The 23105-nt window shown below is 69.0% G+C and carries 17 protein-coding genes; 5 read left to right on the top strand and 12 right to left on the bottom strand.

What is annotated here, in order from left to right:
- The first annotated feature begins 527 nt into the window (after positions 1-527).
- Positions 528-1622, top strand: a complete 1095-nt coding sequence (locus tag ABD658_RS07970; RefSeq protein ID WP_344682315.1) for a DNA cytosine methyltransferase — start codon at positions 528-530, stop codon at positions 1620-1622.
- 5 nt (positions 1623-1627) lie between these two features.
- Entirely contained in the window at positions 1628-2080 is a 453-nt protein-coding gene (locus ABD658_RS07965) for a very short patch repair endonuclease (protein ID WP_344744233.1), read from the top strand.
- 15 nt (positions 2081-2095) lie between these two features.
- On the opposite strand, the gene ABD658_RS07960 is transcribed toward ABD658_RS07965, so the two are convergent.
- From ABD658_RS07960 to ABD658_RS07945, 4 genes are all read right to left on the bottom strand, one after another.
- Positions 2096-5752 (bottom strand): ATP-dependent helicase, encoded by a 3657-nt coding sequence (locus ABD658_RS07960; protein WP_344682319.1) that lies wholly within the window; start codon positions 5750-5752, stop codon positions 2096-2098.
- Positions 5753-5781: 29 nt separating this feature from the next.
- Positions 5782-9261: an ATP-dependent helicase gene (locus tag ABD658_RS07955; RefSeq protein ID WP_344682321.1), complete on the bottom strand. Its 3480-nt coding sequence runs from the start codon at positions 9259-9261 to the stop codon at positions 5782-5784.
- Positions 9262-9330: 69 nt separating this feature from the next.
- Positions 9331-9996 carry a hypothetical protein gene (locus ABD658_RS07950; protein ID WP_344682323.1) on the bottom strand — a complete coding sequence of 222 codons (666 nt, stop codon included), beginning with the start codon at positions 9994-9996 and terminating at the stop codon, positions 9331-9333.
- 467 nt (positions 9997-10463) lie between these two features.
- The gene (locus ABD658_RS07945) at positions 10464-11150 is read right to left on the bottom strand and encodes a DUF6318 family protein (protein ID WP_344682325.1); all 687 of its coding nucleotides are present in this window, start codon (positions 11148-11150) and stop codon (positions 10464-10466) included.
- Positions 11151-11313: 163 nt separating this feature from the next.
- On the opposite strand from ABD658_RS07945, the gene ABD658_RS07940 reads away from it, so the two are divergent.
- Both ABD658_RS07940 and ABD658_RS07935 read left to right on the top strand, forming a co-directional pair.
- On the top strand, positions 11314-12057 hold the full coding sequence (locus ABD658_RS07940; protein WP_344682327.1) for a 3'-5' exonuclease: 744 nt from the start codon (positions 11314-11316) through the stop codon (positions 12055-12057).
- A 12-nt stretch (positions 12058-12069) separates the two neighbouring features.
- Positions 12070-12528, top strand: a complete 459-nt coding sequence (locus ABD658_RS07935) for a hypothetical protein (RefSeq protein ID WP_070159354.1) — start codon at positions 12070-12072, stop codon at positions 12526-12528.
- Between the two features lie 42 nt (positions 12529-12570).
- Here the strand turns inward: ABD658_RS07935 and ABD658_RS07930 are convergent, their stop codons facing one another.
- Positions 12571-13434: a formylglycine-generating enzyme family protein gene (locus ABD658_RS07930; protein WP_344682331.1), complete on the bottom strand. Its 864-nt coding sequence runs from the start codon at positions 13432-13434 to the stop codon at positions 12571-12573.
- Positions 13435-13637: 203 nt separating this feature from the next.
- On the opposite strand from ABD658_RS07930, the gene betC reads away from it, so the two are divergent.
- Positions 13638-15242: a choline-sulfatase gene (betC, locus tag ABD658_RS07925; RefSeq protein WP_344682333.1), complete on the top strand. Its 1605-nt coding sequence runs from the start codon at positions 13638-13640 to the stop codon at positions 15240-15242.
- 101 nt (positions 15243-15343) lie between these two features.
- Here the strand turns inward: betC and hemL are convergent, their stop codons facing one another.
- The 7 genes from hemL to ABD658_RS07890 all read right to left on the bottom strand — a co-directional run bounded on the left by hemL (position 15344) and on the right by ABD658_RS07890 (position 23104).
- Positions 15344-16684 carry a glutamate-1-semialdehyde 2,1-aminomutase gene (gene hemL / locus ABD658_RS07920; RefSeq protein ID WP_344682335.1) on the bottom strand — a complete coding sequence of 447 codons (1341 nt, stop codon included), beginning with the start codon at positions 16682-16684 and terminating at the stop codon, positions 15344-15346.
- 15 nt (positions 16685-16699) lie between these two features.
- Positions 16700-17683, bottom strand: coding sequence for a porphobilinogen synthase (gene hemB, locus ABD658_RS07915; protein ID WP_344682337.1), 984 nt, complete (start codon positions 17681-17683; stop codon positions 16700-16702).
- Between the two features lie 183 nt (positions 17684-17866).
- The gene (locus tag ABD658_RS07910; protein WP_344682339.1) at positions 17867-18610 is read right to left on the bottom strand and encodes a uroporphyrinogen-III synthase; all 744 of its coding nucleotides are present in this window, start codon (positions 18608-18610) and stop codon (positions 17867-17869) included.
- Between the two features lie 105 nt (positions 18611-18715).
- Positions 18716-20020: an FtsX-like permease family protein gene (locus tag ABD658_RS07905; protein WP_344682341.1), complete on the bottom strand. Its 1305-nt coding sequence runs from the start codon at positions 20018-20020 to the stop codon at positions 18716-18718.
- The gene (locus tag ABD658_RS07900; protein ID WP_344682343.1) at positions 20017-20730 is read right to left on the bottom strand and encodes an ABC transporter ATP-binding protein; all 714 of its coding nucleotides are present in this window, start codon (positions 20728-20730) and stop codon (positions 20017-20019) included. Before ABD658_RS07900 ends, ABD658_RS07905 begins: the two co-directional genes overlap by 4 nt.
- Before the next feature lie 98 nt (positions 20731-20828).
- Positions 20829-21839 (bottom strand): hydroxymethylbilane synthase, encoded by a 1011-nt coding sequence (gene hemC, locus ABD658_RS07895; RefSeq protein ID WP_344682345.1) that lies wholly within the window; start codon positions 21837-21839, stop codon positions 20829-20831.
- A gap of 122 nt (positions 21840-21961) precedes the next feature.
- The gene (locus tag ABD658_RS07890; protein ID WP_344682347.1) at positions 21962-23104 is read right to left on the bottom strand and encodes a ferrochelatase; all 1143 of its coding nucleotides are present in this window, start codon (positions 23102-23104) and stop codon (positions 21962-21964) included.
- Position 23105 lies beyond the last annotated feature (1 nt).

Below are 23105 nucleotides of genomic sequence, written 5' to 3'. Positions count from 1 at the left end.
AGGGCTTCCTTCAACACGGTGGCAGGGTCGAGAATATGGGTAGCGGTCATCGTGGTGATGTCCTTTCGAGTGGGTTGTAGGAGATTCCTCGAAGGGGCCACCCGATGGCCGCGCTCACGTCCAAGACCAGGACAGTGAGGACCATCAGGGGGTTACACCACTCTATGGGGCACTACTCCCTAACAATTCCGGAGGCGGGGCAGCTGACCCACGCTGCACGGGAATCCGTGGGGAGCCCCTTCCACGAACCCCAAGGGGTCGTGGCGTTCTGCTCACCTGAGAGTTCCTCCGCTGCCACCGCTCGCTTCAACTCCCGGATGCGGACCCAGGTGCAGCTTGGATCCGGGCCATTCTTCGGGGACACCGGCCCCAGATGGCGTTCCAGGATCACCTGACGCAGTAAAGTGGCTGACGAGGCCCAGCAGGGCGCCACGTACCGTGTCAGAGGTAGGCCGTAGGTTCGTCGGCATCAGTTCGACGATCCACAGACAGCCGACGGAGGATTCACCTTGTCCAGAGCGTTCAGAATGGGAGAGTTCTTCTCCGGACCCGGTGGCATGGCGCTAGGGGCTCGACAGGCTGCTGAACACGTCAGCCGGAGCCTCGGGACGAGCATCTCGCTGACCCACCAGTGGGCCAACGACTTCCATCCGGACACTGAGAAGACCTACAGGGCGAACATCCGACCCAAGGAGTTCATCTCCGGCGACGTGCGTTCCATCGATCCCAAGAGCCTGGTCAGGGTGGACGGCTTCGCCTTCGGGTTTCCCTGCAACGACTTCAGCACCATCGGCGAGCACCGCGGTCTCGACGGCAAATTCGGCCCGCTGTACAAACAGGGTGTGCAGGTCCTCGAGACCCACCAGCCGAAATGGTTCGTCGCGGAGAACGTCACCGGCCTCGCGAGCTCCAACGGAGGCCGCGCACTCCAGCAGATCCTCGAGGCGATGGCATCCGCTGGAGAGCATGGCTACACCCTGGTCCCTCACGTCTATCGTTTCGAGGAGTACGGCGTCCCACAGAAGCGACGCCGCATCATCATCGTCGGCATCCGAGGTGATCTGAAAGAGGAGTTCCGAGTCCCTGCTCCGACGACGCGGGACTTCCCGATATCCGTCGCGGAAGCCTTCTCAGACATCCCCGCCGACGCGCCGAACAACGAACTTCCCCGGCACAACCAGACAGTCGTCGAACGGCTCAAACTCATTGCCCCAGGCGAGAACGCGTTCAACGCCAAACTGCTCCAAGGCGACGAGGGGCTGCGCCTCAATGTGAAGGGTGCGACCCTGAGCAACATCTATCGACGTCTTGAAGCCGACAAGCCCAGTTATACCGTGACCGGCTCCGGGGGTGGCGGCACACACATCTATCACTGGGAGGAGCCGCGCGCCCTCACCAATCGCGAGCGTGCTCGACTGCAGACGTTCCCGAACGACTTCCGATTCCGTGGAGGCCCCGCCAGCGTCCGCAAGCAGATCGGCATGGCTGTCCCGGTCAAGGGCGCGAAGGCCATCTTCGAAGCGTTGTTCAAGACGTTCCTCCACGTGCCATACGACGACGTCGACGCCAACATGGCAACGGTTCCTGCAAACTCTCACGCGGACGAGCCCGTGCTGGCCTGAAGCGCATGGTGGGCTCGGAGCACGGCCCTGCTGAGGGCTCATGGGCGAGTTCGCCCCACGCTCGAGTCACCATGCGGGCAAACCGTGGACGCGACACCACTCCCGAACTCCAAGTCCGAAAAGCTCTTCACGCTGCCGGGTGGCGATACAGAATCAACTACCGGCCGCTGGAACGGGACCGCCGCCGGAGCGTCGACATCGCCTTCACGAAGCTTCGTGCCGTGGTCCTCATCGACGGATGCTACTGGCACGGTTGTCCGGAGCATTTCATCATGCCCAAGAGCAACCGCGGGTACTGGTCCGCCAAGATTGCGCGGAACCGCGAACGTGACGCCGAGACCACCCGTCTGCTGCGCTCAGAAGGCTGGTTGGTGCTCCGCTATTGGGAGCACCAACCAGCAGTTGAAGTCGTCGCGGACATCATCAGGAATCTCGAGGCCCGGCGGGGCCACACCTGAGGACCCAGACAACGCTCACTCCCCGAAATGCTTCCGTGCCCCGCGGATATGCGCCTCCAGGGCATCCGCCTCGGGCAGGTCTGTGCCGGGCACCGTGACCCCGTGCTCCACGTAGAAGAACGAGGCCTCGATCTGGTCCAGCGGCACCCCGTAGAGCCGATGGAAGGCCAACCGGTACACCGCCAGCTGCAGCTGCTTCTCCGTGAGGTCCTTCCCTGTGGGCACCATGCCGGTCTTCCAGTCGACCAGGTGCCACTGGCACTGCTGCATCTGAGCGTCCCGTTTTGCACTCGGCATCAGCTCCCAGCGGTGGTGGTCCTGAGCGGTGAGGTCCCGACCGTCCTGGTCACGGCCGAAGACGGCGTCGATGCGGCCACGTACCACCACTCCGTCGATGGAGGTCTCCACGGGGATCTCCGCAGCGTACAGCTGACGCTGTGCCCACTCGGTGTCGGTGAACTGGTCCTTGACCTGAGCGAGGTCGAAGGCGTCGTCGAGCTCTTCATCGCCCCTCCCCGGCTCCTCGATGTCCGGCAGCCGGCTGCGGGTCTGGTAAAACTCCTCGATCCACTCATGCATCACCGTGCCGCGGCGGGCCGCTTGGGAGGGCTTCACCGGCACGGGCCGGCGGGCGAACTCCGCCACGCCTTTGGCGTTCTGCGCGAGGCCGACCACCCCGGAGACGCTGATGTGTGACGGGAAGGAGGGCAAGCCACTCCCCCGTCGCTGGGAGCGCACTCGGTCGACGATCCACTGCGCCTCCTGCTCCCAGGGCGTCAGCAAGGTCTGGTCCAGAGCGCCGGCGTCGGCGTCCAGCTCGGCTGCCGCGGTGCGCACCAGGTCGGCCGAACGTGTGAGCGCCGGGCGGCGCCCTGGCACCTGCGCTGGGGCTTCGATCAACTCCATCGTCGCCAGCCGGGCATCACCTTCAGGCGCTTCCTGCTGCCGGTAGCGGGCGATGGGCATCGGAGCCAACGGATCATAGGGCCAGTGCGCCCCAAGCACCTGCCCGGCCAACGGGTTGGCGGTGAGGTCCTCGACCTCGGCCCACGCCAACCGGTTCTGACCAGCCACACCGTCGGCGTCGGCGACCTCGCGGATCTCCTCCAGGAACTCGGAGGGCCCTTGGCCCTTGCTCGGTCCGTAGAAGCAGGCCCCCGTGCAGATCAGCAGGTGCCTCGCCCGGGTGACCGCCACATAGGCCAAGCGTCGCTCCTCCTCCCGGGTGAAGTCCCGGACATCCTGGGAGTAGACGGGGTTCTCCTCGGTGAAGTCCTTCCACGCGCCGAATCCGGCCGACACAGCCCAGGCCCGCAGCTCCTCCTGGTCCGACTCCCACTGCGGGATGCTGCGGCGATCACCGCGGAGACGGGCCGGCAACATCCCGTTGCTTCCGGTCCAGCGATCAGCCTGCTTGCTGGGGAACTTCTCCTCCCGCAGGCCCGCCACTACGACCACGTCCCACTCGAGTCCCTTCGAGGCGTGCACGGTCAGCAGCTGCACCGCCCCGGGCCGGGGCTCGACGTCGGCCTGCTCGAGTCCTCGCTCGCGCTCCTCCGCGGCATCCAACCAGTCCAGAAAGCTGCGCAGGTCCGGGGTGGTCTCGGTGGCGGCGTAGCCCTCGGCCTCATCGATGAGCGCATCCAGCTGGCGGGCCGCGTGGTGCTGCTCCTCCCACGGGCGGGCGGTGACCTCGATGTCCAGGCCGGTGTCGCTGATGATCCGTTGGATCAGCACCCCGATGTCCAGCCCGGTCCACTGACGCAGACGCCGGATCTGATTCTTGGCCAGCACCAGGCGGCGATGGCCCTCAGCCGACAGTCCGAGCCTCTCCGCCTGCTGCGGGTCGTCCTGGAGACGCTCCAGGGCTTCCACCAGGGACGAGCGCTCGTCCATCTCCAGTGCAGTGGACTCGTACCGGTCCTCCGCATCCGCACCGTCGGCGGTCTCCTGGTCGGCATCGGTTCGCAGACGCAGACCTTCCAGGTCACGGGCCGCACGCTGCAGCTGGACCAGGTCCTTGGGCCCGATACGGTACCTAGCTCCGGCCAGGATCCGGATCAGCGCATCAGAACGGCCGGGGTCCGCCACCACCCGGAGATAGGCCAGCACTTCGGCCACCTCCGGGGTCCTGAGCAGCCCGGAGAGCCCCACCAGCTCGTACTCGATGCCGGCGGCCCGCAGGTGCTCCGCCACCGTCTCCAGCTGGGCGCGGGTCCGGGAGAGCACCGCGCAGCTGGGACGGCCCGCACCAGGCAGCACGTCAAGGGTGTCAGCCAGCTGGGCGGCGATGGCCTGGGACTCCTCCGCCTCGGAGCTGAACCAGCCGACGCGGACCGTGCCGTCCCCCGCGCCGTCCGGGGAGCTCAGCGGCTTCAGCCGGGCACGCAGATGCGCATTGTGCTGCCGCCAGGGCTTGCCCAGGGAATCGGCCGAGTCCGGGCGAAAGGGCTCCACGATCCGATTGGCGACCTCAAGGATGGTGCGGCCGTTGCGCCAGGCGACGGTCAGCTGCTTCAGATCGGCGGCTCGGCGGTCCCCAGTGGCCGGATCCACAGCAGGGAAGGCCTGGGGGAAGTCGAAGAGCTGCCCGGCTGAGGCGCCGCGGAAGCCGTAGATCGACTGGTTCGGATCCCCCACAGCGGTCACCGCGTGCCCCACGCCGCCGGATTCTCCGCGCCCGTCGATCCCGGCGCCGTACAGGTGGGAGAACAGCGCCAGCTGGGCGAAGGAGGTGTCCTGGAACTCGTCGAGCAGCACCACCTTGTACTTCTCGCGCTCGGCGGCTCCCGCGCTGGGCACGTCCATGGCGATCTGCGCGGCGAAGCGCAGCAGGTCCCCGAAGTCCATGAAGCCCTCGTGACGCTTGGCCTCCTGGAAGCGACGCACCAGCTCTGCCATTTCGCGGCGCACACGCAGCGACTGGGCGAGAGCGATCTGTTCCTTCTTCGGTGAGGCCCCATCGGCGACCCACCCGTCGTAGCGGGCGAGCTCCACATCCAGGTGAGCCTCGACGTCGTCGGGGGTGCGCAGATGCTCCGCACAGTCCGAGGCGAGCTGCATGACCTGGCCGGCGAGGTTCCCCGCAGACTGCTCCGCGTCCACGAGCACCTGGGCCCGCTCGTAGCTGCTGGCGATGCGGTGCACCATCTGCCAGGCCTTGGCCTCCCCGATCAGCTGGGTCTCCGGCTCCAGGCCGATGTGCAGCCCGTACTCTCCTACCAGGGTGTTGGCGTAGGAGTGGTAGGTGGACACCGCCGGGGTCAGCAGCTCCGAGATCGACTGGGTCCGGGCGTCGTCGACAAGCTCCGGAGGGACGATGTCCTCGGGGGCGATCAGGTCCGCTTCGATGAGCTGACGCAGCCGCCCGGTGATACGCTCCTTGAGCTCACCGGCGGCCTTCTTGGTGAAGGTGACTCCGAGGATCTGATCGGGCCGAACGAGGCCGTTGGCGACCAGCCACACGACCCGGTCCGCCATCGTGGCGGTCTTCCCCGAGCCGGCGCCGGCGACCACGAGCATCGGATCAAGGCCGGCTTCGATGACGTCCTGCTGCTCCGGAGTGGGATAGAGACGCTTCTCCGGCGGGGTGTCCCGCTGGAGTGCGTCGGCGATGTCCCGGGCGCTGTGGCGGACGGTGGCCACACGGGCAGCGGAGTCTGCGTCGGGCACGGTATCTCCTGTGGCGAGAGAGGACGAATTCATGGCTGGGTCACCTGCTTCGCGTCAGTGCAGAGCGGGCAGAGGGCGCCGATCCGGCAGCCCCGTCCTTGGGAGGCATGGAAGGCGTCGTACCGGGCCCCGGACATCACCTGAGCCGCCAGGGTGACCTGCTCCAAGGGCCAGCTGTCTCCCTCCCCCAATGCCGTCTGGCCCTGGAGATCGATCTTCTTGACCCCGGTCCCCACGTGCAGCAGGGCCGCACCCAGGCTGCCGGAAGGTCGCTCGGGCCGTGCTGTGCCGGAGCCCTGGTCCTCTCCTGCCGCGCTGGTCAGGGCCTGATCCACCGCTCCCAGGGAGACCAGCAACTGGTAGGCCCCGAGCTGGGCGTGGGTGACGATGTCATCCTTGGTGGGCTTGCCGCGCCCGGTCTTGAGATCGATGACGAACAGTTTCCCGTCGGCGGTCCGCTCGACTCGGTCGATCACCCCGCGGATCTGGACCGTACGGGTCAGGTCAGGCCGAGCCTCCGGAGTCACGGCACCGTCCTCGTCAGTGTGCTGGACCTCGGGCACGGGTACCTCGAGGGTGGCCTCGACCTGCAGCTCGCGGGCTTCGACCTCGCGGCCCTCCTGCTGGGCGGCCCGGAAGTACTGGGCGAGCTTGCCGATCATGGTCTCGGCCCGACGGCGGTCCCTCTCAGCCTCCCAACCCTCGTCCCGGCCGAGGCTGTGCCACCGTTGCTCGAGCTCCTTGAGCAGCACGTCCACTTCCGTCTCGGTCGGGTGATGCTCGGCGATCTCGTGGATGAGAGAGCCGAGCATACGACTGAAATCGGTGGCCTCCACTCCCCCGGCGGCACTGGTGAACCACTGCAGCGGGGACTCCACGGCGGTCTGCACGCTGGAGGGTGAGACCCGCACGACGTCCTCGGGGCCGAGCAGCGGATCCTCGGTGCTGAGTTCAGGGAGCCCCCACCACTGGTCCGGGTGGGCTCCGGTGAGCCCGTCGTGCGCCAGCCGTGCGAGCGCCCGGGCGGCGGCCTCACGTTCCTGCTCATCCGCCGGTGAGGCGGTGGCGCCATCGAGCTCGCGCTGGAAGCTGTGCTCCAGGTGGCGGCGGAGCTCCGCGATGAGCCGCGGGGCGGTGATGGGCCGTGGGATGGCCGATCCGCGGGCCGTGCGCTCATTCGGGGGGACCACCAGGTCCAGCAGCATCGAAGGGCTCTCCTCCTGCCCGTGGACGGCGACGGCGAAGAGCCGGCGCTTGGCGCGGGAGACGGCGGAGGCGAAGAGCCGGTACTCGTCCTGCAGCACGGACATGCGTTTCACCAGCGGAGACTGTGCAGAGGTGTCCGTGCGGCCTTCGACGACGTCGACGAGCTGGCCCCCGCCGAGAAGCTGACCGCGGGGGTTGAGGTTGGGCCAGGCCCCCTCCTGGAGTCCGGTGAGGATGACCGTGTCGAATTCGCGGCCGGCCGCACTGGCCGGGGTGAGGACCTCCACCGCCTGATCCCCGGCGGAGGTCTTCGCCAGAGTGTCCATGGGCAGCTCGAGGCGCTCCATGTGGTCCACGAACGCCTGAGGCGTTGCTCCCGGGTTCTGGTCCGCGAAGCGTTCAGCGGCCTGAAACAGCGCCATGACAGCGTCCAGGTCCTGATCCGCGACCCTCCCTTCGGCGGTCGGCTTGCGGGAGACACCAGCCCAGTGGGCGCTGACCCCGGCCGCGTCCCAGATCGCCCACAGCAGCTCTTCGGGCCCGACGGAAGCACCGAAGGCCGCTCGCCCGGACTGGCTCATGGCGGCGATGCGCACGGCGCCCCGAGTCAGGTGGCGGTAACGTTCCTGCGCCTGCACTGCGGCGACGACCGGGTCCTCTGGGGTGTTGATGGCCGCACACAGCAGCTCGTCCGAGCTGCGCGGCTCGCCGATGGCACTGCGTCGCTCCTGCTGTCGCAGCACCTGGCGCAGGCTGCGCAGGGTCATGGAGTCGGCTTCCCCGTAGCGGCTGGTCAGCAGGGTGAGCGCCTCTGGCAGCTCGACGGGCTGCGCCTCGGGATCGGCGACGACGTCGAGGATCCTCAGCAAGGGATGGACAGCAGGCTCCTGGTTGAGGACCACATCGCTCATGGACTGCCGGACGGGGACTCCTTGGGCCTGGAACATGCGCACCAGACGCTGCAGCATGGCCCCATTGCGCGCGATGACCGCGATCTCATCGAACGGCACGCCGGCCCGGTGGTGTCGGTCCAGGACCTCCTGGAGGACGAACTGCTCGGCCAGGTAATCCTGGGGCACGATCTCCACAGCGCAGGAGCCGGGTGCGGCGTGCGGCGCAGTGTCGGTGCCGTCGCCCAGGAGCTTCAGCCAAGGCTGGCGGGGCTCCTGGGGGCCGATGGGAGCGAGGCGACGGACTGCTCGCGCGTAGGCGCGGCCCACCTCGGGGGCGATGCGGTGATTCCCCCGCAGCACCATCACTGAGGGGGCTGCGCCGGGGAGTCCGCCGTGCGGGTCTGGGGTCATCGCTCCGGAGACGCTGCGCCGCACGACGCCGTCGATCTCCAGGTCCGTCTCCGGGTTGAGCGTCATGCCGCTGCGTTCTGCCGCTTCAGCGGTGAGGCGCTGCGGGGCGATCGTCCAGCTGCGCAGCTTGTCGGGGCGAGCGCCGCGGAACCCCTGCACCGCAGTCTCTGGGGTGGCGAAGGCGATCACGTCCTGGCCTGCTCCGATGAGTCGCAGCAGACGGAACACGCTGGGGGTCGCCTCGTGGACGTCGTCGACGACCACCCGTTGCAGCCGGACCCGTTCATCGTGGAGGAACTCCGGATTCTCCTCCAGCAGGTTACAGGCCTCGTTGATCAGCCCGGCGGGGTCGAAAGCGTCAGCGTTGGAACCGGCGTCGAGGTCCTCGCGGTAGCTCTCATAGAGGTCCGCAGCGGCCCGCCATTCAGGGCGGCCGCAGGCGTCTGCGAGCGCACGCAGCTGGTCCGGGGAGACCCCGTACTCGGCGGCCCGGTCGAAGAGTTCACGGATCTCCTTGCGGAAACCGTCGGTGCCTGCCGCTTCACGCAGCGCGGGGGGCCAGTGGGCGGCGGCCAGCCCCGTGGTGGGATCCGGTGCGAGCAGCTCCCGGATGATGCTGTCCTGCTCAGCACCGGAGAGCAGGCGTGGCTGCCGGGCTCGGAAAGAGAGGATCTCCCGGCGTCGCGCCTCGCCGAGGAGCCAGAAGGCGTAGGAGGCGAAGGACCGCGACGGCTGCTCCGAGAGCGACCCGCCCCGACCGGTGCTGTCGCGGCGCGCCCAGGAGGTCTCGATCTCGTCCCGCAGCGCCGCCGAGGACGCCCGAGTCGGCGAGAGCACGAGGAGCCGGTGCGAGTCCAGGCCGGCTTCCAGATGCCGCAGGGCCAGTTCAGCGGTCAACGTCGACTTGCCGCTGCCAGGGCCCCCATGAACCAGGACGGGGCCGTGTCCGGGCTCGGCGACTGCGGCGAGGACCTGACCTTGGGACGCATCGAACTCCATGCCACTCATTCAATCAGAGGGGTGTGACATGTCTGGTTCAGGAGGAACAGAGCCAGGTGATTCCGGGAATCAGGGATGCTCGCCGATCCAGTTGCCGTGCTCGTCATACTGATCCTGGAAGATCTTGGGCGGCCTGTCTCCGGGATCCAGTTCCACCGGCCCGTTGCAACCCCACTCCTCCTGGCTCCGGCAAGGACCCGAGACATTGCGGCTGGACTGTCGCCAGATGTCGGCCTCCCCCGGCGACGAGGCGACGTCCGAGGCCCCCGGGATCACGACCCACTCTCCGCCGTCGACGCGGTACTGGCCGGAGAACGTCGTGGTCAGAGTGACGTCGAAGACCCCGGTCTCGGTGTACACATGGCTGGTCGGCGTCTCGGCATCCGTCTTGTCCACCGGTTCACCCGCCCAGTACTCCGGCAGCGGCTCGCCTGACTGATAGGTGGTGCGCTGGTTCCCGTCGCCGTAGTCCCACTGGAAGCTCTCAGGCATCGCGCGGATCTCCACGTCGAAGCCCAGCAGCTCCGTCTCGACGATCTGTTCCTCCACGTCCGCGAACATGTGCGTGTGCCGATTGAGGTACCCGAAACCCAGCAGCGACTCTTCGAAGGACACCGAGCCGCCGTCGATCTGCAGAGTCGAGAACTCCTCCTCGACGGCACCCGGCAGCTGGGCGAGAAGGTCGACGACGTCATCCTCCTCGTCGTCATCACCGATGATCCCGCCAGTGGTCACACACCGGAGGCCTGCATTGCCCTGATCGTCCTCGACAGACCCCACATTTTGACCTTGGTTGTAACACAGGCGGCTCAGTACCTCACGGCAGTCTTCCAGGGCTGCTCCTACCTCGTTCGCACAGTACGCGTTGACGTCTAGTTCCGTTTGCTCATCAGCCGCTGCCGGATCACGCACAGGCGATAGCCCGCCGTCCGAATTGGTGTCTTCCGGGGTGCCGGATTCGTTTCCGTCGCCGTCAGGCGCCGCATCTCCAGAGTCATCCGGATTCACGTCCCGGACTCCGCGGATTTCGAATGTGTCCTCGGAGGCATCGCCGAAGAACTCCTCAGCCCCCGGTGGCGATGCTGAGGCATGAGCAACGCCCCACAGCATGCCGGTTGCCACCATGAAGATCAACGTTCCCGAGAATAGCCTTCGCATGATCATCTGACTTCTGAAGTGCTGCTCCCGCCAGCCATGCACTTTTAATCGTCCGAAGGTTCGACGTTGACTTCCTGGAGCTCCCAGCGTCCGTCAATGAAGTCGAGGGCGGCTTCAGCAACCTCGAAGGTCGTGCCGCCACCTTCACCCAGCTCGTCGCCATCCTTGTAAGCGACAAAGATCCCCTCGTAAAACTCGAATGCGACGTAAGCGCGGGAATCGACGACGTTGGTTGCGAAGGCCCTGTCAATGGACGATCCTTCGCTCTCGTACCAGTTGTCTCCACTCGAGTAGACCCCGGTCATCCGCTCCGTCACGTTCTGACAGTGCTCGCAGTCCTCAGATGAGATTTCCCACATGGGCTCGTCATCTCCGGTGAGCTGCAAGTAGTTGCGAGTCTCGACCCAGTGCTCCAGCATGGCGATCGCCCCATCCCCGGTCTCCTGATACACCTCATCGGGAATCTCAGGCTCGGGCCAGTTCTCCGCCGGGCCCTCAGAGGACGCCGGCACCGGCTCCGGTTCCGGCTCCGGCTCAGCCTCCGCAGCCTCCTCCGTCACCTCGCCGCTCTCGCTGCCCTCATCCACCTGATCGGTTTCCGTCGAGGCCGTCGATTCCGCCCCCTCAGGTTCATCAGACGGCCCGCACCCCGTCAGCAGCAGCCCGCATACCACTGCCATGCTCAGCGACCCCACTCGCCTCTGCGCGACCTTTCGTCCTGCTCCGTTCACGTCACTCTCCATGAGTCGTTCAGTTCTGCCACCATCACACCCTAGCGACACCGGCCATCGCATGGGCCCTCATGTCCTGGCCTGTGGAGAACTCAGGAGTGTCGTCCTCCGATCGCGGCACGCCGCGATCAGCCGTGTCACACCCCCGAGATAGTGTGGAGGTGTGGACAACCCGATGCTCTTCGACCTCCCCGCCAACGGCGACTCCTGGCACCTGGGCCGCCGGGTCGGCTTCGACCTGGAGACGACCTCTCGTGACCCCCGGGTCGCCCGGATCGTCTCTGCCGCCGTGGTGATCTTCGAACCTCACGACGAAGTCTCCCCGGGCCTGACCGCGCCCGCCTCCTCCGTCCGAGTGCAGGAGTGGCTGGTGAACCCGGGTGTGGAGATCCCGGCCGAGACCACCGCCATCCACGGCATCACCACCGAACGGGCACAGGCCGAGGGCCAACTGGCGGCCGAAGCGATCCCCCAGATCGTCTACGCGCTCTCCCAGGAGTTCGCCTCGGGCACACCGGTAGTCATCTTCAACGCCCCCTATGACCTCACCGTCCTGGCCCAGGAGGCTCAGCGCCACGGCGTCGGTTTCCCCACCGCCCTCCCGGTCATCGACCCGCTGGTCATCGACAAGCAGGTCGATCAGTTCCGACGCGGCAAGCGCACGCTGGGCCACCTCTCCACGCACTATCAGGTGGAGCTCGACGACGCCCACTCGGCCGCCCCGGACGCCTGGGCCGCCGTCGAGGTCGGCAACGCCCTGGCCGCTCAATACCCGCAGATCCAGATCCCCGCAGCGGACCTTCATCAGCTGCAGATCGGCTGGAAGGCCGAACAGGCCGCGTCCCTGCAGGAGTACTTCCGCAAGACCCGCCCGGACGCCGTCGTGGACCCGAGTTGGCCCATGTGATGAGGTGGTTCCATGGCTGATTCACAGACAGCACAGATTCAGGACGCCTCCCCGGAGAAGCCCGCGCTCGGGGCGCCCCATGACGGCTGGGCCGCGTTTCTGCTGACAGTCTCCGCAACCGCCTTCTTCTTCGGCCACGGGTCCCTGCCGGTTCTCTCCGAAGACCGCTCAACCGGCTACTGGATCCTGTTTCTCCTGAACACCGTCCTCTTCGGTGGTGCCGTGATCGGGTCCATCCACTACTGGATGCGCTCCCACGGCGCCACGCGCCTCACCGGCGCCGCGATGCCGATGATGGCCCTTACGGCCGCCCTCATGGCCGTGCTCATGTGGGTGCTTCCGCATCTGCGCGACTCCCTCAACAGCCACGTCGGCTACGCCCTCGCCTGCCTGGCCATCGCCACACTCGCCGTCGCACCGCTGCAGTCCGTGATCTCCCACGACCCCCAGAAACACTCCGAACTCACCTGACCTCATCACCCCGACGCCACAGACCCCGCTCCGGCCCCGAGATCACCGACTCAACGCCACCCGGAACCCGGCATGCCCCAAGGACGTGTCCGCCGTCGCGGAGCTGCGGGCCGAGGTCCGGTACCGCCGACAGTACGACTCGTGGCACATGTACGAGCCGCCGCGCATCACCGGCTCATCCGATTCGCCAGACCACCTGCTCGCCGTCCATTCCCACACATTGCCGGTCACGTTGAACAGTCCGTAGCCGTTCGGCTCGAAGGACCGTACCGGAACCGTCCCCACCGGGCCGCCCGGCTCATCCGGGAAGGTGCCCGGGAAGATGTTCATCCGCCGCACACCGTCTGGGTCGCGCATCGCGCCCCACGGGTAGGGCTGCTGATCCAGACGCCCGCGGGCGGCGAACTCCCACTCCTGCTCCGTAGGCAGCCGGGCGCCCAACCAGTCCACATAGGCCACCGCATCCCGCTGCGAGACATGAGTCACCGGGTGATCCTCTCGGCCGCGCACCGAGGACCCCGGACCCTCCGGCGCGAACCACGTCGCCCCCGGCACCTGACACCACCAGGGAGCCTCCGCCACCCGAGGCAGCCGTTCAGCCGCCTGGGGCGCCAGCTTCCCGGCGAACACCAGGGAGTCTCCGCACCGCTCGGCATCGGTGACGTGCCCGGTGGCCAGCACAAACACCGCGAACTCCGCCACCGTGACTGTGGTCGCCGAGATCGCGAAGGGCTCCACCTCCACCGACCGCACCGGTCCCTCCCCGTCCTGCGGGTAGGCCAGCGCATCCTCACTGCCCATCCGGAATGCCCCGCCGTCGAGCCCCACCAGGGCCAACTCGCCTGGAGCTTCGGAGGCCAGTGCCTTCAGCTCAGCTCTGCCGGGGCCTGGGACGGCAGAGCCCACCGCACCGCCGTCGTCGGATAAGACATCAGAAGCCGCGGGAGAAGCAGGACCGGACGCCCCACGGGAGGCGGCGCAGCAGGTGGGTGCATCATCTGTCGAAGCCATCCCCACCACCTTAACCATCGCGAACATGTACGCTGGCCACGGCCCGTGCCTCCACGGGCGTCCACACTCACGCGCAGACCCAGAAGGAGGGATGCAGGATGACTGAAGAGCACGTCTCCCACCACGACGGAACCGTGTCTCCCCCTGCTGACGGAGCTACCGTCTCCCCTCCGAACATCGTGGTCATCCAGGCCGACCAGATGGCCGCCCAGGCCCTGGGCGCCTACGGCGACGAGGCAGCCAAGACGCCGCACATCGACGCGTTGGCCGCAGAGGGCGCGGTCTTTGACCGGGCCTACTGCAACACTCCGCTGTGTGCGCCGTCCCGTGCCTCGATGATGACCGGCACCATGCCCTCCGAGCTGGGCTGCTTCGACAACGGCGATGACTTCGCCTCCTCCGAGCCGACCTTCGCGCACCACCTGCGCAACGCCGGCTACCACACCGCCCTGGTGGGCCGGATGCACTTCATCGGCGCCGACCAGCACCACGGATTCGAGGAGCGGCTCACCACCGACGTCTACCCGGCGGACCTGGACATGGTCCCGGACTGGGACCTGCCCTTCGACCAGAAGCTGCAGTGGTACCACGACGCCGAGGCCGTCTTCGACGCCGGGGTTTCAGAAGCCTCGGTCCAGCAGGACTTCGACGACGAGGTGGCCTTCCGCACGCTGCGCCATCTCAACGACCGGGTCCGGGCCCGCCAGTGGGCCGAAGCCCACGGAGAGCAGGCTCGGCCGTTCCTGATGGTGTCCAGCTTCATCCACCCGCATGACCCCTACGAGCCGCCCCAGGAGCACTGGGACCGGTTCGGCGACGGAGACATCCCGGACCCCGCCCATCCGGAGGTCCCGGACCCGGCCTCCGACCCGCACAGCCACCGGCTGCGGGCGATGAGCGGCTTCGACCTCCGGGACCCCGGCATCGACGAGGTGCGGCGGGCCCGTCACGCCTACTACGCGGCCGTCAGCTACATCGACGACCACGTAGGACGGATCCGGGCGCAGCTGGAGAAGCTGGGGCTGATGGACAACACGGTCATCATCGTCACCTCCGACCACGGCGACATGCTCGGTGAGAAGGGCCTCTGGTACAAGATGTCCCCCTACGAGCAGTCCGCACGAGTCCCGATGATCATCCACGGACCGGAGCACCTGGTGCAGAAGGGCCGATACCGGACCCCGGTCTCCCTGCTGGACCTGATGCCCACGCTGCTGCAGCTGGGGCAGGCCCCCGCGGCAGAGACCCGCGGGGACTCCATGCTGGAGATCGCCCAGAAGGAGGCCGCCGGAGAGCTCGACCCGTACAGCCGGGACGTCGTCATCGAGTATCTCGCCGAAGGCACCGTGCGCCCGCAGCTGACCATCGTCCGTGGGCCGCACAAGTTCATCACCTGCCCCGGCGACCCGGATCAGCTGTTCGACCTGCAGGCCGATCCTGACGAACTGCGCAATGTGGCCGACGACCCGGCCTACGCCGACGTCGTCACCGCCCTGCGCGGTGAGCTGGACACCCGCTACGACCTCGCCACGCTCGAAGACCAGGTCCGAGCCAGCCAGCGCCGGCGGCGTCTGGTGGCCGAGGCGCTGAGCAAGGGCCAGGCGCGCAGCTTCGACTTCGACCCGGACCCGGAGCAGCGCTACGTGCGGGGAGACTTCTGGTCCGCTCTGAAGTACGGCACCATCCGCCGGTCGGCGAGCTGACGCAGCCCGCAGAACAACGAGTGGCCACGAATCACGGCATCTGGGGCTCTGACACGGCGTGTCACCCCGGAGATCCGGTGATTCGTGGCCACTCGATCTGTCTATGCGGCGGCGGCAGCCTCGGCCGCCTTCGGCAGGGCGTCGAGGATCCTCTGGACGGCAACGTCGTCGTGGGCGGCGGAGAGGAACCAGGCCTCGAACACGCTGGGCGGCAGGTACACGCCGGCCTCCAGCATGGCGTGGAAGAACGGCCCGTAACGGAAGGCCTCCTGGGCCTGCGCCTGCGCGTAGTTGCTCACTCCGGTGGCCGAGGTGCCGAAGGCCACGGAGAACAGGGAGCCGACCTTCTGGATGGAGTGGTCCACCCCGGCGGCGTCCAGCGCCTCTCCCAAGGCGGAGGCCACGACGTCGGCCTGCCGGTCGATGTGCTGGTACACCTCCGCGGTGGCGTGCTCGAGGGTGGCCACACCGGCGGCCATCGCCACCGGGTTTCCGGAGAGCGTGCCCGCGTGGTAGACGGGCCCGGTGGGCGCCAGGTGCTCCATGATCTCGCGCCGTCCGGCCACCGCGGCGGTGGGAAGCCCCCCGCCGATGACCTTCCCGAACGTGAACAGGTCCGGGAGCCAGCCCTCCACCCGGCCGGAGGCGCCCCAGTACCCGGCCTCGGTGATGCGGAAGCCGGTCATGACCTCGTCGAAGATCATCAGCGCACCGTGCCGGGAGGTGATCTCCCGGATGAAGGCGTTGAAGCCCTCCCCCGGGGGCACCACGCCCATGTTCGCCGGGGTGGCCTCGGTGATGACGGCGGCGACGTCGTCGCCCCGCTCGGCGAAGACCTGCTCCAGGGCGGCGCGGTCGTTGTACTCGATCACGATGGTCTCGGAGGCCTGCGCCTCGGTCACCCCGGCCGAGCCGGGCAGCCCCAGGGTGGCCACGCCTGAGCCGGCGGCGGCCAGCAGCCCGTCCGAATGCCCGTGGTAGCAGCCGGCGAACTTGATCACCAGGTTCCGTCCGGTGGCGCCTCGGGCCAGGCGGATGGCCGTCATCGTGGCTTCCGTGCCGGTGGAGACCATGCGGATCATCTCCGCGCCGCGCCCGGCCTCATCCTGAACCCGGGAGCGCACCAGCTCGGCCAGTCGCGTCTCGGCGGGATGGGAGGTGCCGAAGCCCAGGCCGGCGTCGACGGCGGCGTGCACGGCCTCGATGACCTGCGGGTGCTTGTGCCCCAGCAGCGCCGGCCCCCAGGAGCCGACGAGGTCCACGTACTGCGTGCCCTCGGCGTCGGTGAGGTAGGGCCCCTCGGCGGAGACCATGAACGCCGGGGTCCCTCCGACCGAGCCGAAGGCCCGCACCGGGGAGTTCACCCCGCCGGGCATCAGGTCGCGGGCGGAGTCGAAGAGCTGCTGGTTGGTCTGGGGGTTCGTCACGGAGTCCTCTCGCATCACAGGGTCTACAGGTCAGGAATTCTCGCGCAGCCAGCCGGCGATCTCGGCGGCGTGATAGGTCAGCACGTTCGTGGCGCCGGCGCGGCGGATGGCGGTGATGGACTCCAGGATCACGGCCCGGCGGTCGATCCACCCCTGGGCGGCGGCGGCCTCGATCATCGCGTACTCACCGCTGACCTGATAGGCCGCCACGGGCACGTCGCTGATCTCGGCGACGTCGGCCAGGATGTCCAGGTAGGCGGTGGCGGGCTTGACCATGATCATGTCCGCACCCTCGGTGATGTCCAGCTCCGCCTCGCGCAGCGCCTCTGTCCGGTTGGGCGCGTCCATCTGGTAGGTGCGTCGGTCCCCGGAGAGCTGGGAGTCCACCGCCTCCCGGAAGGGACCGTAGAAGGCCGAGGCGTACTTGGCCGAATAGGCGAGGATCGGCACGTCCTGGTGGCCGGCGTCGTCCAACGCCTGGCGAATCACCGCCACCTGGCCGTCCATCATGCCGGAGGGCGCGACGACGTCGGCGCCGGCCTCGGCCTGGGCCACACCCATCTGCGCGTAGATCTCCAGCGTGGCGTCATTGTCGACCGCCCCGTCGGCGGTGAGCACCCCGCAGTGGCCGTGGTCGGTGAACTCGTCCAGGCAGAGGTCGCTCATCACCGGCAGCTCCTCCCCCACACGCTCCTTCACCGCCCGGATGCTGCGGTTCAGGATGCCCTCCGGGTCCAGGGATGCCGTGCCGGAGGCGTCACGGACGGCGGGGATTCCGAAGAGCATGATCCCGCCCAGGCCCAGCTCACGCGCCTCATCGGCGGCCTCGAGCAGCGTGGCCTCGGTGTGCTGCACCACCCCGGGCATGGAGCTGATCGGGCTGGGCTCGGTGAGCCCCTCGCGGACGAACACCGGAAGGATCAGATCGGCCGGGTGCAGCCGGGTCTCGGCCACCAGGCGGCGGAGTGCAGGGGTGCGGCGCAGGCGACGCGGGCGGCGGGCGGGGAAACTCACGCAGGAACTCCTGGGGTCTGGTGGACAGGACACGGCGGACTGGTCCGAGGGACACCCGGCACATGCGGCGGCACTGCCAGCGACATCCCCGCCCATTCTAGTGAAGCGGCCGGAGCGCTGCCGTCAGCTGCCCTGAGTGTTCGCGCACAGCGCCCGGGCCCCATCCCGACGACGGCACGCCCCTCACCCTCGCCGCAGCGCGCGCATCACCGCGCCGGCCGACACCCCGTCCAAGGTGCGTGCCGGGAGCCCCAGCTCAGCCAGCGTGACGGCGGTCGGCCGCCCGATCGCCAGCAGCCGTGGCCTCACGCCGTCGGCGAGCTTCAGCTGCGACCACGCCCGGGCCGCTGACGAACTGGTGACCAGCATGACGTCGGCGTCGGTGAGATCTCCCGGCCCCAGGGCCCCGGGGTCCTGCGACGGCGGGAGACCCCCGTCCGTCACCCTGCTGACCGTCTCATAGGCCGTCACCTGGGTGACGTCACGACCGGAGGCTCTCAGCCCCTCCACCAGCTGCGGCCGGGCCTGCGCCGACTGCGGCAGCAGCACCCGCTCTCCGGGCTCAGCGTCCGGGAGGCAGGTGAGGATTCCCGCAGCGCTGGCCTCGCGGTGCGGCATCCACACGTCCTCGGATCCGCGGGGCAGAGCCTGGGCGGTGCCAGACCCGGTCACCCCGATCCTGGTCCCCGACGGCACAGTGCCGTCCCAGCCCGCCTGCTGCAGAGCCCAGACGGTGGTGCGTGATGTCAGCAGCAGCCAGTCGACACGCCCCGCGGCCAGGTCGGCGACGGCGGCCTGCAGCTCCCCGAGGTCCTGCGGCAGCCGCTGCTCGGTCACCGGGAGGAACCCGACGTCGACCCCGACCTCGCGCAGCCCGGCCTCCAGCTGCCCGGCCTGATGGGGCCAGCGGGTGAGGACGATGCGCACAGCGACTCCTGAGAAGTGGTCGGCGGACAGGGCCTCTCCGAGCCTAGTGGCATCGGTCCAGGACGGCCCAGTCCGCAGCGGCCCGCTCAGTCCGAGGCCGTCTCCTCAGACGGCGATGACCCGACGAAGCGTGGGTCGGCTGGCGAGCACGCCGAGCAGCACCACCAGCACACCGAGCACCAGCACACCGGCCACGGTGGCGGCTGAGGCCGGAGCCAGCAGCACCGCAGCACCCACCAGCGGCAGCGCCGTCGTCGCCGCGGCCAGCACGGCGATGAGCACCACCGCCAGCAGCGAGCGCATCACCGCCAGCCGGCGGATGGCCGCCAGCTGGGGCAGTTCGAAGCCCATCTTGGCCAGCGAAGAGTACAGGTCCCGCCGGTCCAGCACCTGGGCGGTCTGGCTGATGCCCACCGCGCAGGCTGTCATCACGAACGACACCGCCAGCGTCAGCAGCACGCCGCGCTGGACATCACCCAGCAGCATCAGGTCCGTGGGGTCCACCGAGCCGCTCGCCCCGAGGGAGGCCAGGCCCATCCCGGCGCCGGCGATCACCCCCACATAGGTGGTGATCGCGACGCCGCCGACCTGCTGCCACATCTGCTGCGGCGACTCCAGCACGCTGCGCGCGGTGATGAGCCGTTCCGCCGTCCCCGCCCGGCGGAGCTGCCAGCCGGTGACGATCTTCAGCACCCACGGCCCCAGCAGGTGGATCGCCACCAACGGCACCGCGATCGCCGCCAGCACCATGGTCAGCACCACGGCCATGGACCCCACGCCCAACACCTGAGCCAGCGTCTGGGCGATCACAAAACCCGCACCGGCGAGGAGCAGGCGTACCCAGTGGACGCGGGCCGGCAGGGTGCGGGTGCGCACGCCCAGAGGCGTGATCTCGATGCGTCGCATCCCGACCGCCGCACTGGCCACCGCCACCAGCACCAGCACGGCCGCGGTGCCCCCCAGCATGAGCGGGCCCATCCACAGCCCGTCCACCCCCATGCGTTCGCCGGCGAAGGGCAGCAGCCCGACCAGCGGCATCAGCGCCAGGTACAGGACGGCCCCACCGACGACGCCGGCGACCGCCAGCACCGCGGACTCGGCCAGCGCCAGACCGCGCAGCTGACGGCCGGAGGCTCCGAGCAGCCGCAGGCTGGAGAGCCGTTCGTCCCGACGGCGGGCCATCAGCCGCGCAGAAGACGCCATGAGGAGCACCATGGGCACCGTCAGCAGCACCAGCGCGACGGCGGCCAGCACCATGTAGAGGCCGGCCAGCTCCCCGTCGATCCGGAAGAACCAGGCCGCCCCGCCCACCACCATGTAGGCGATGCCGCTGGAGATCGTGAAGGCGGCCACCGGCAGCGTCCAGACCTCCCGCTGGCTGAACAGCCGAGACAGGAACAGGCGGTTCATGCGGCCACCTCCGCGGAGTCGTGGACCACGCGGCCGTCCTGCAGGCGGATCAGCCGCGAACAGCGGGCGGCCACGGACTCGTCATGGGTGACCATGACCAGCGGGGCTCCCCGGGAGACGGTGGAGCTCAGCAGGGCGTCCAGCACTGACTCGGAGGTCGCGGAGTCCAGCGCCCCGGTGGGCTCGTCGGCGAACACCACGGCCGGTTCGTTGACCTGGGCCCGGGCGATGGCCACCCGCTGGGCCTGTCCGCCGGAGAGCTGCCCGGGGCGGCGCTGCTCGAATCCGGCCAGGCCCAGGGCGGCGAGCCAGCCGGCCGCCCGCTGCTCGGCCGCGGCCCGCGGCGTGCCGGAGACCATGAGCGCGACGGCGACGTTCTCGAGGGCGGTCAGCTCGGGAAGCAGCAGCCCCTCCTGGAACACGAAGCCGATGTGTTCCCGGCGCAGCCGGGCACGCTGCTCGGCGTCCATGGTGGACATCCTCAGAGGGGCCTGTCCCGCCGCGGGGCTGAACTGCACCTCGCCGGTGTCCGCAGGCAGGATGCCGGAGAGCACATGCATCAGGGTGGTCTTGCCGGACCCGGACGGGCCCATGATGGCCACCGACTCTGAAGGGCGGACGGTCAGCCCGGCGTCGACCAGCGCCTGGGCGGAGTCATAGGTCTTGGACAGCGAGTGGGCCTGCAGCACAGGCGGAGCGGAAGTGATCATGCCTCCAGCATCCGCCGACGGGCCGCCCCGGCACATCGGAGCAGAGGTGGAACCTGGGCTCATCCTGCAGGATGAGCCGCTCCGCCCTCCGGAGGGGCTCAGGTGTCGATCACATGGGCGAGCAGCCCGCTGTCCTCGGCGATCAGCTGCTCGGCCACCTGCGTGCCGAGCTCCACGGCCCGCGGCACCGACCCCCCGGCCGCGTCGAGGGGCAGCTCGGCCTGGGCCCGCTGGACGGCCGAGCCGTCGGGTGCGCACACCACGGCGCGCAGCTGCAGCACGGCGGGCCCGTCGGTGTCCTCGGAGAAGCGGGCGAGTCCGCCGATCGGGGCGGAGCATCCGGCGTTGAGCCGGGCCAGCAGCGCCCGCTCGGCGGTGGTCTCCAGGCGGGCGGCGGCGTCGTCGTAGGCCTGCAGCGCCATGGCCAACGGCGCCTGGCCGACGGCGTCCTCGGCGCGGACCTCCACGGCGAGCGCCCCCTGGCCGGGGGCCGGCAGCATGACCCCCGGGTCCAGCAGCTCGGAGATGTGGTGCTCCAGCCCGAGCCGGCGCAGGCCGGCGCCGGCGAGCACGACGGCGTCCAGGTCACCCCGGGCGGCGTCAGGCGCCTGGGTGGAGACCTCCGCGGCGTCCTCCCGGCCCCGCACCCGCGCCAGCCGGGTGCCGACGTTGCCGCGGATGTCTACGATCTGCAGGTCGGGGCGGGCGGCCAGCAGCTGGGCGGCACGGCGCGGGGAGCCGGTGCCGACCTTCGCCCCGTCGGGCAGCTCGGTCAGCGGCGCGTCCCCGGCGGAGCAGAGCGCGTCACGGACGTCCTCCCGCACGGGCACGGCGGCGATGCTCAGCCCGTCGAGGTCCTTGGCCGGAAGGTCTTTCAGCGAATGGACGGCCACGTCACAGGTGCGGTCGAACAGGGCCTGGCGCAGCGCGGAGGCGAAGACGCCGGTGCCGCCCATCTGGGCCAGCGGACCGGTCAGGATGTCCCCGTCGGTGCGCACCGTGATGAGCTCATGGCCCAGCCCGGAGGAATCGCTCAGCGCCTGGGCCACCGTGGTGGTCTGGGTCATCGCCAGCCGACTGCCTCGGGTGCCGACGCGGAACTGTTCCATCACTCGTCCTCCTGCGGATCATGCGGCGAGGGCCTCCGCTCCCGGTGGAGCGGAGGCCCTCCGCGGCGGATCGGTGCTGCCTGTTCCGGCAGCGGCCACGGCGTGGTGCCAGGACCATCCTCTCAGGCGGAGGGGTCCTCCAGCGGGGTGCCCCAGCCGCCGTCGCCGGTGAGGTCGCTCCAGTCACCGGGCACGGTCTGCTCGCCGGCGGCCAGCGGACGGCCCTCTGCGTCGAGCATGTACTCCCCCAGGATGTCCACCAGACCGGAGACGAACTCCGGGTGCACACCGGTGGTCGGCGCCCGGTGGAAGGCCAGGCCGTGCTCCTCGGCGGTCTCCTTGGCCTCGGTGTCGAGGTCCCAGATCACCTCCATGTGGTCGGAGATGAACCCGAAGGGCATCACCACCACACCGGCGTAGGAGTCCGCGTCCTCCTCGATCTGGTCATTGATGTCCGGCTCCAGCCACGGAGTGCGCGGGTCGCCGGACCGGGACTGGAACACCACCTGGTGGTCCAGCCCGGCGGCCTCCTCCACGGAGTCCATGAGGTGGTCGGCCAGGGCCTGGTGCTGGGCGGTGTAGACGTCGGTGCCGAAGATCTCCTTGATCCGGGCCGGACCCTGCCGTTCCGCCACCGCCGTGGGGATCGAGTGGGTCACGAAGAGGACCTTGATGCGGCCCTCGGGCTTCCCACCCGCCTCCAGCTGGGCCCGGACGTCCTTGACGCCGGCAGCCAGGAACTCGGCGTTGGGATGGGTGAAGGCCTTGTCATAGAAGAACTGACGGACCTTCACCAGGGTCAGCTCGCCCTCCAGCCCGGTGTCCTTCAGCGTCCGCTCGAAGTCCTCCAGGTACTGGTCGTTGCTGGAGTACCCGGCGTAGGCGGAGGTCACCAGCACCAGCACGCGACGGTGGCCCGCGTCGTGCATCTGGCGGAAGGTGTCGGTGAAGTAGGGGCCCCAGTTGCGGTTGCCCCAGTACATCGAGACGTCGATCCCGCGCTCAGCGAGCTCCTGCTCCAGCGCGCTCTTGAGCTGGCGGTTCTGCTCGTTGATCGGGCTCACGCCGCCGTTGGCGCGGTAGTGGGTGGCGACCTCCTCGAGGCGCTCGTCCGGGATCCCGCGGCCGGCGGTGACGTTGCGCAGGAACGGGATGACGTCGTCCTGACCCTCCGGACCGCCGAAGCTGGCCAGCAGGACGGCGTCGTAGACGGCGCGCTCGCCCTCGGCGGGGGCCTGGGGGATGCTCTCAGGTGCGGTGGTCATG

Source organism: Nesterenkonia aethiopica (assembly GCF_039534665.1).
In the GTDB taxonomy this organism is placed as follows: domain Bacteria; phylum Actinomycetota; class Actinomycetes; order Actinomycetales; family Micrococcaceae; genus Nesterenkonia; species Nesterenkonia aethiopica.
The sequence above is the reverse complement of the archived record's forward strand: the minus strand, read 5'-3'. Positions and strand labels throughout refer to the sequence as shown.

What these genes read in the sequence shown, in the direction of transcription:
- betC (WP_344682333.1), top strand. Translation starts at nt 13,638, where the DNA reads ATGACTGAAGAGCACGTCTCCCACCACGACGGAACCGTGTCTCCCCCT.
- ABD658_RS07935 (WP_070159354.1), top strand. Translation starts at nt 12,070, where the DNA reads ATGGCTGATTCACAGACAGCACAGATTCAGGACGCCTCCCCGGAGAAG.
- ABD658_RS07900 (WP_344682343.1), bottom strand. Translation starts at nt 20,730, where the DNA reads ATGATCACTTCCGCTCCGCCTGTGCTGCAGGCCCACTCGCTGTCCAAG.
- ABD658_RS07890 (WP_344682347.1), bottom strand. Translation starts at nt 23,104, where the DNA reads ATGACCACCGCACCTGAGAGCATCCCCCAGGCCCCCGCCGAGGGCGAG.
- hemC (WP_344682345.1), bottom strand. Translation starts at nt 21,839, where the DNA reads ATGGAACAGTTCCGCGTCGGCACCCGAGGCAGTCGGCTGGCGATGACC.
- ABD658_RS07955 (WP_344682321.1), bottom strand. Translation starts at nt 9,261, where the DNA reads ATGGAGTTCGATGCGTCCCAAGGTCAGGTCCTCGCCGCAGTCGCCGAG.
- ABD658_RS07905 (WP_344682341.1), bottom strand. Translation starts at nt 20,020, where the DNA reads ATGAACCGCCTGTTCCTGTCTCGGCTGTTCAGCCAGCGGGAGGTCTGG.
- ABD658_RS07970 (WP_344682315.1), top strand. Translation starts at nt 528, where the DNA reads ATGGGAGAGTTCTTCTCCGGACCCGGTGGCATGGCGCTAGGGGCTCGA.
- ABD658_RS07965 (WP_344744233.1), top strand. Translation starts at nt 1,628, where the DNA reads ATGGTGGGCTCGGAGCACGGCCCTGCTGAGGGCTCATGGGCGAGTTCG.
- hemL (WP_344682335.1), bottom strand. Translation starts at nt 16,684, where the DNA reads ATGCGAGAGGACTCCGTGACGAACCCCCAGACCAACCAGCAGCTCTTC.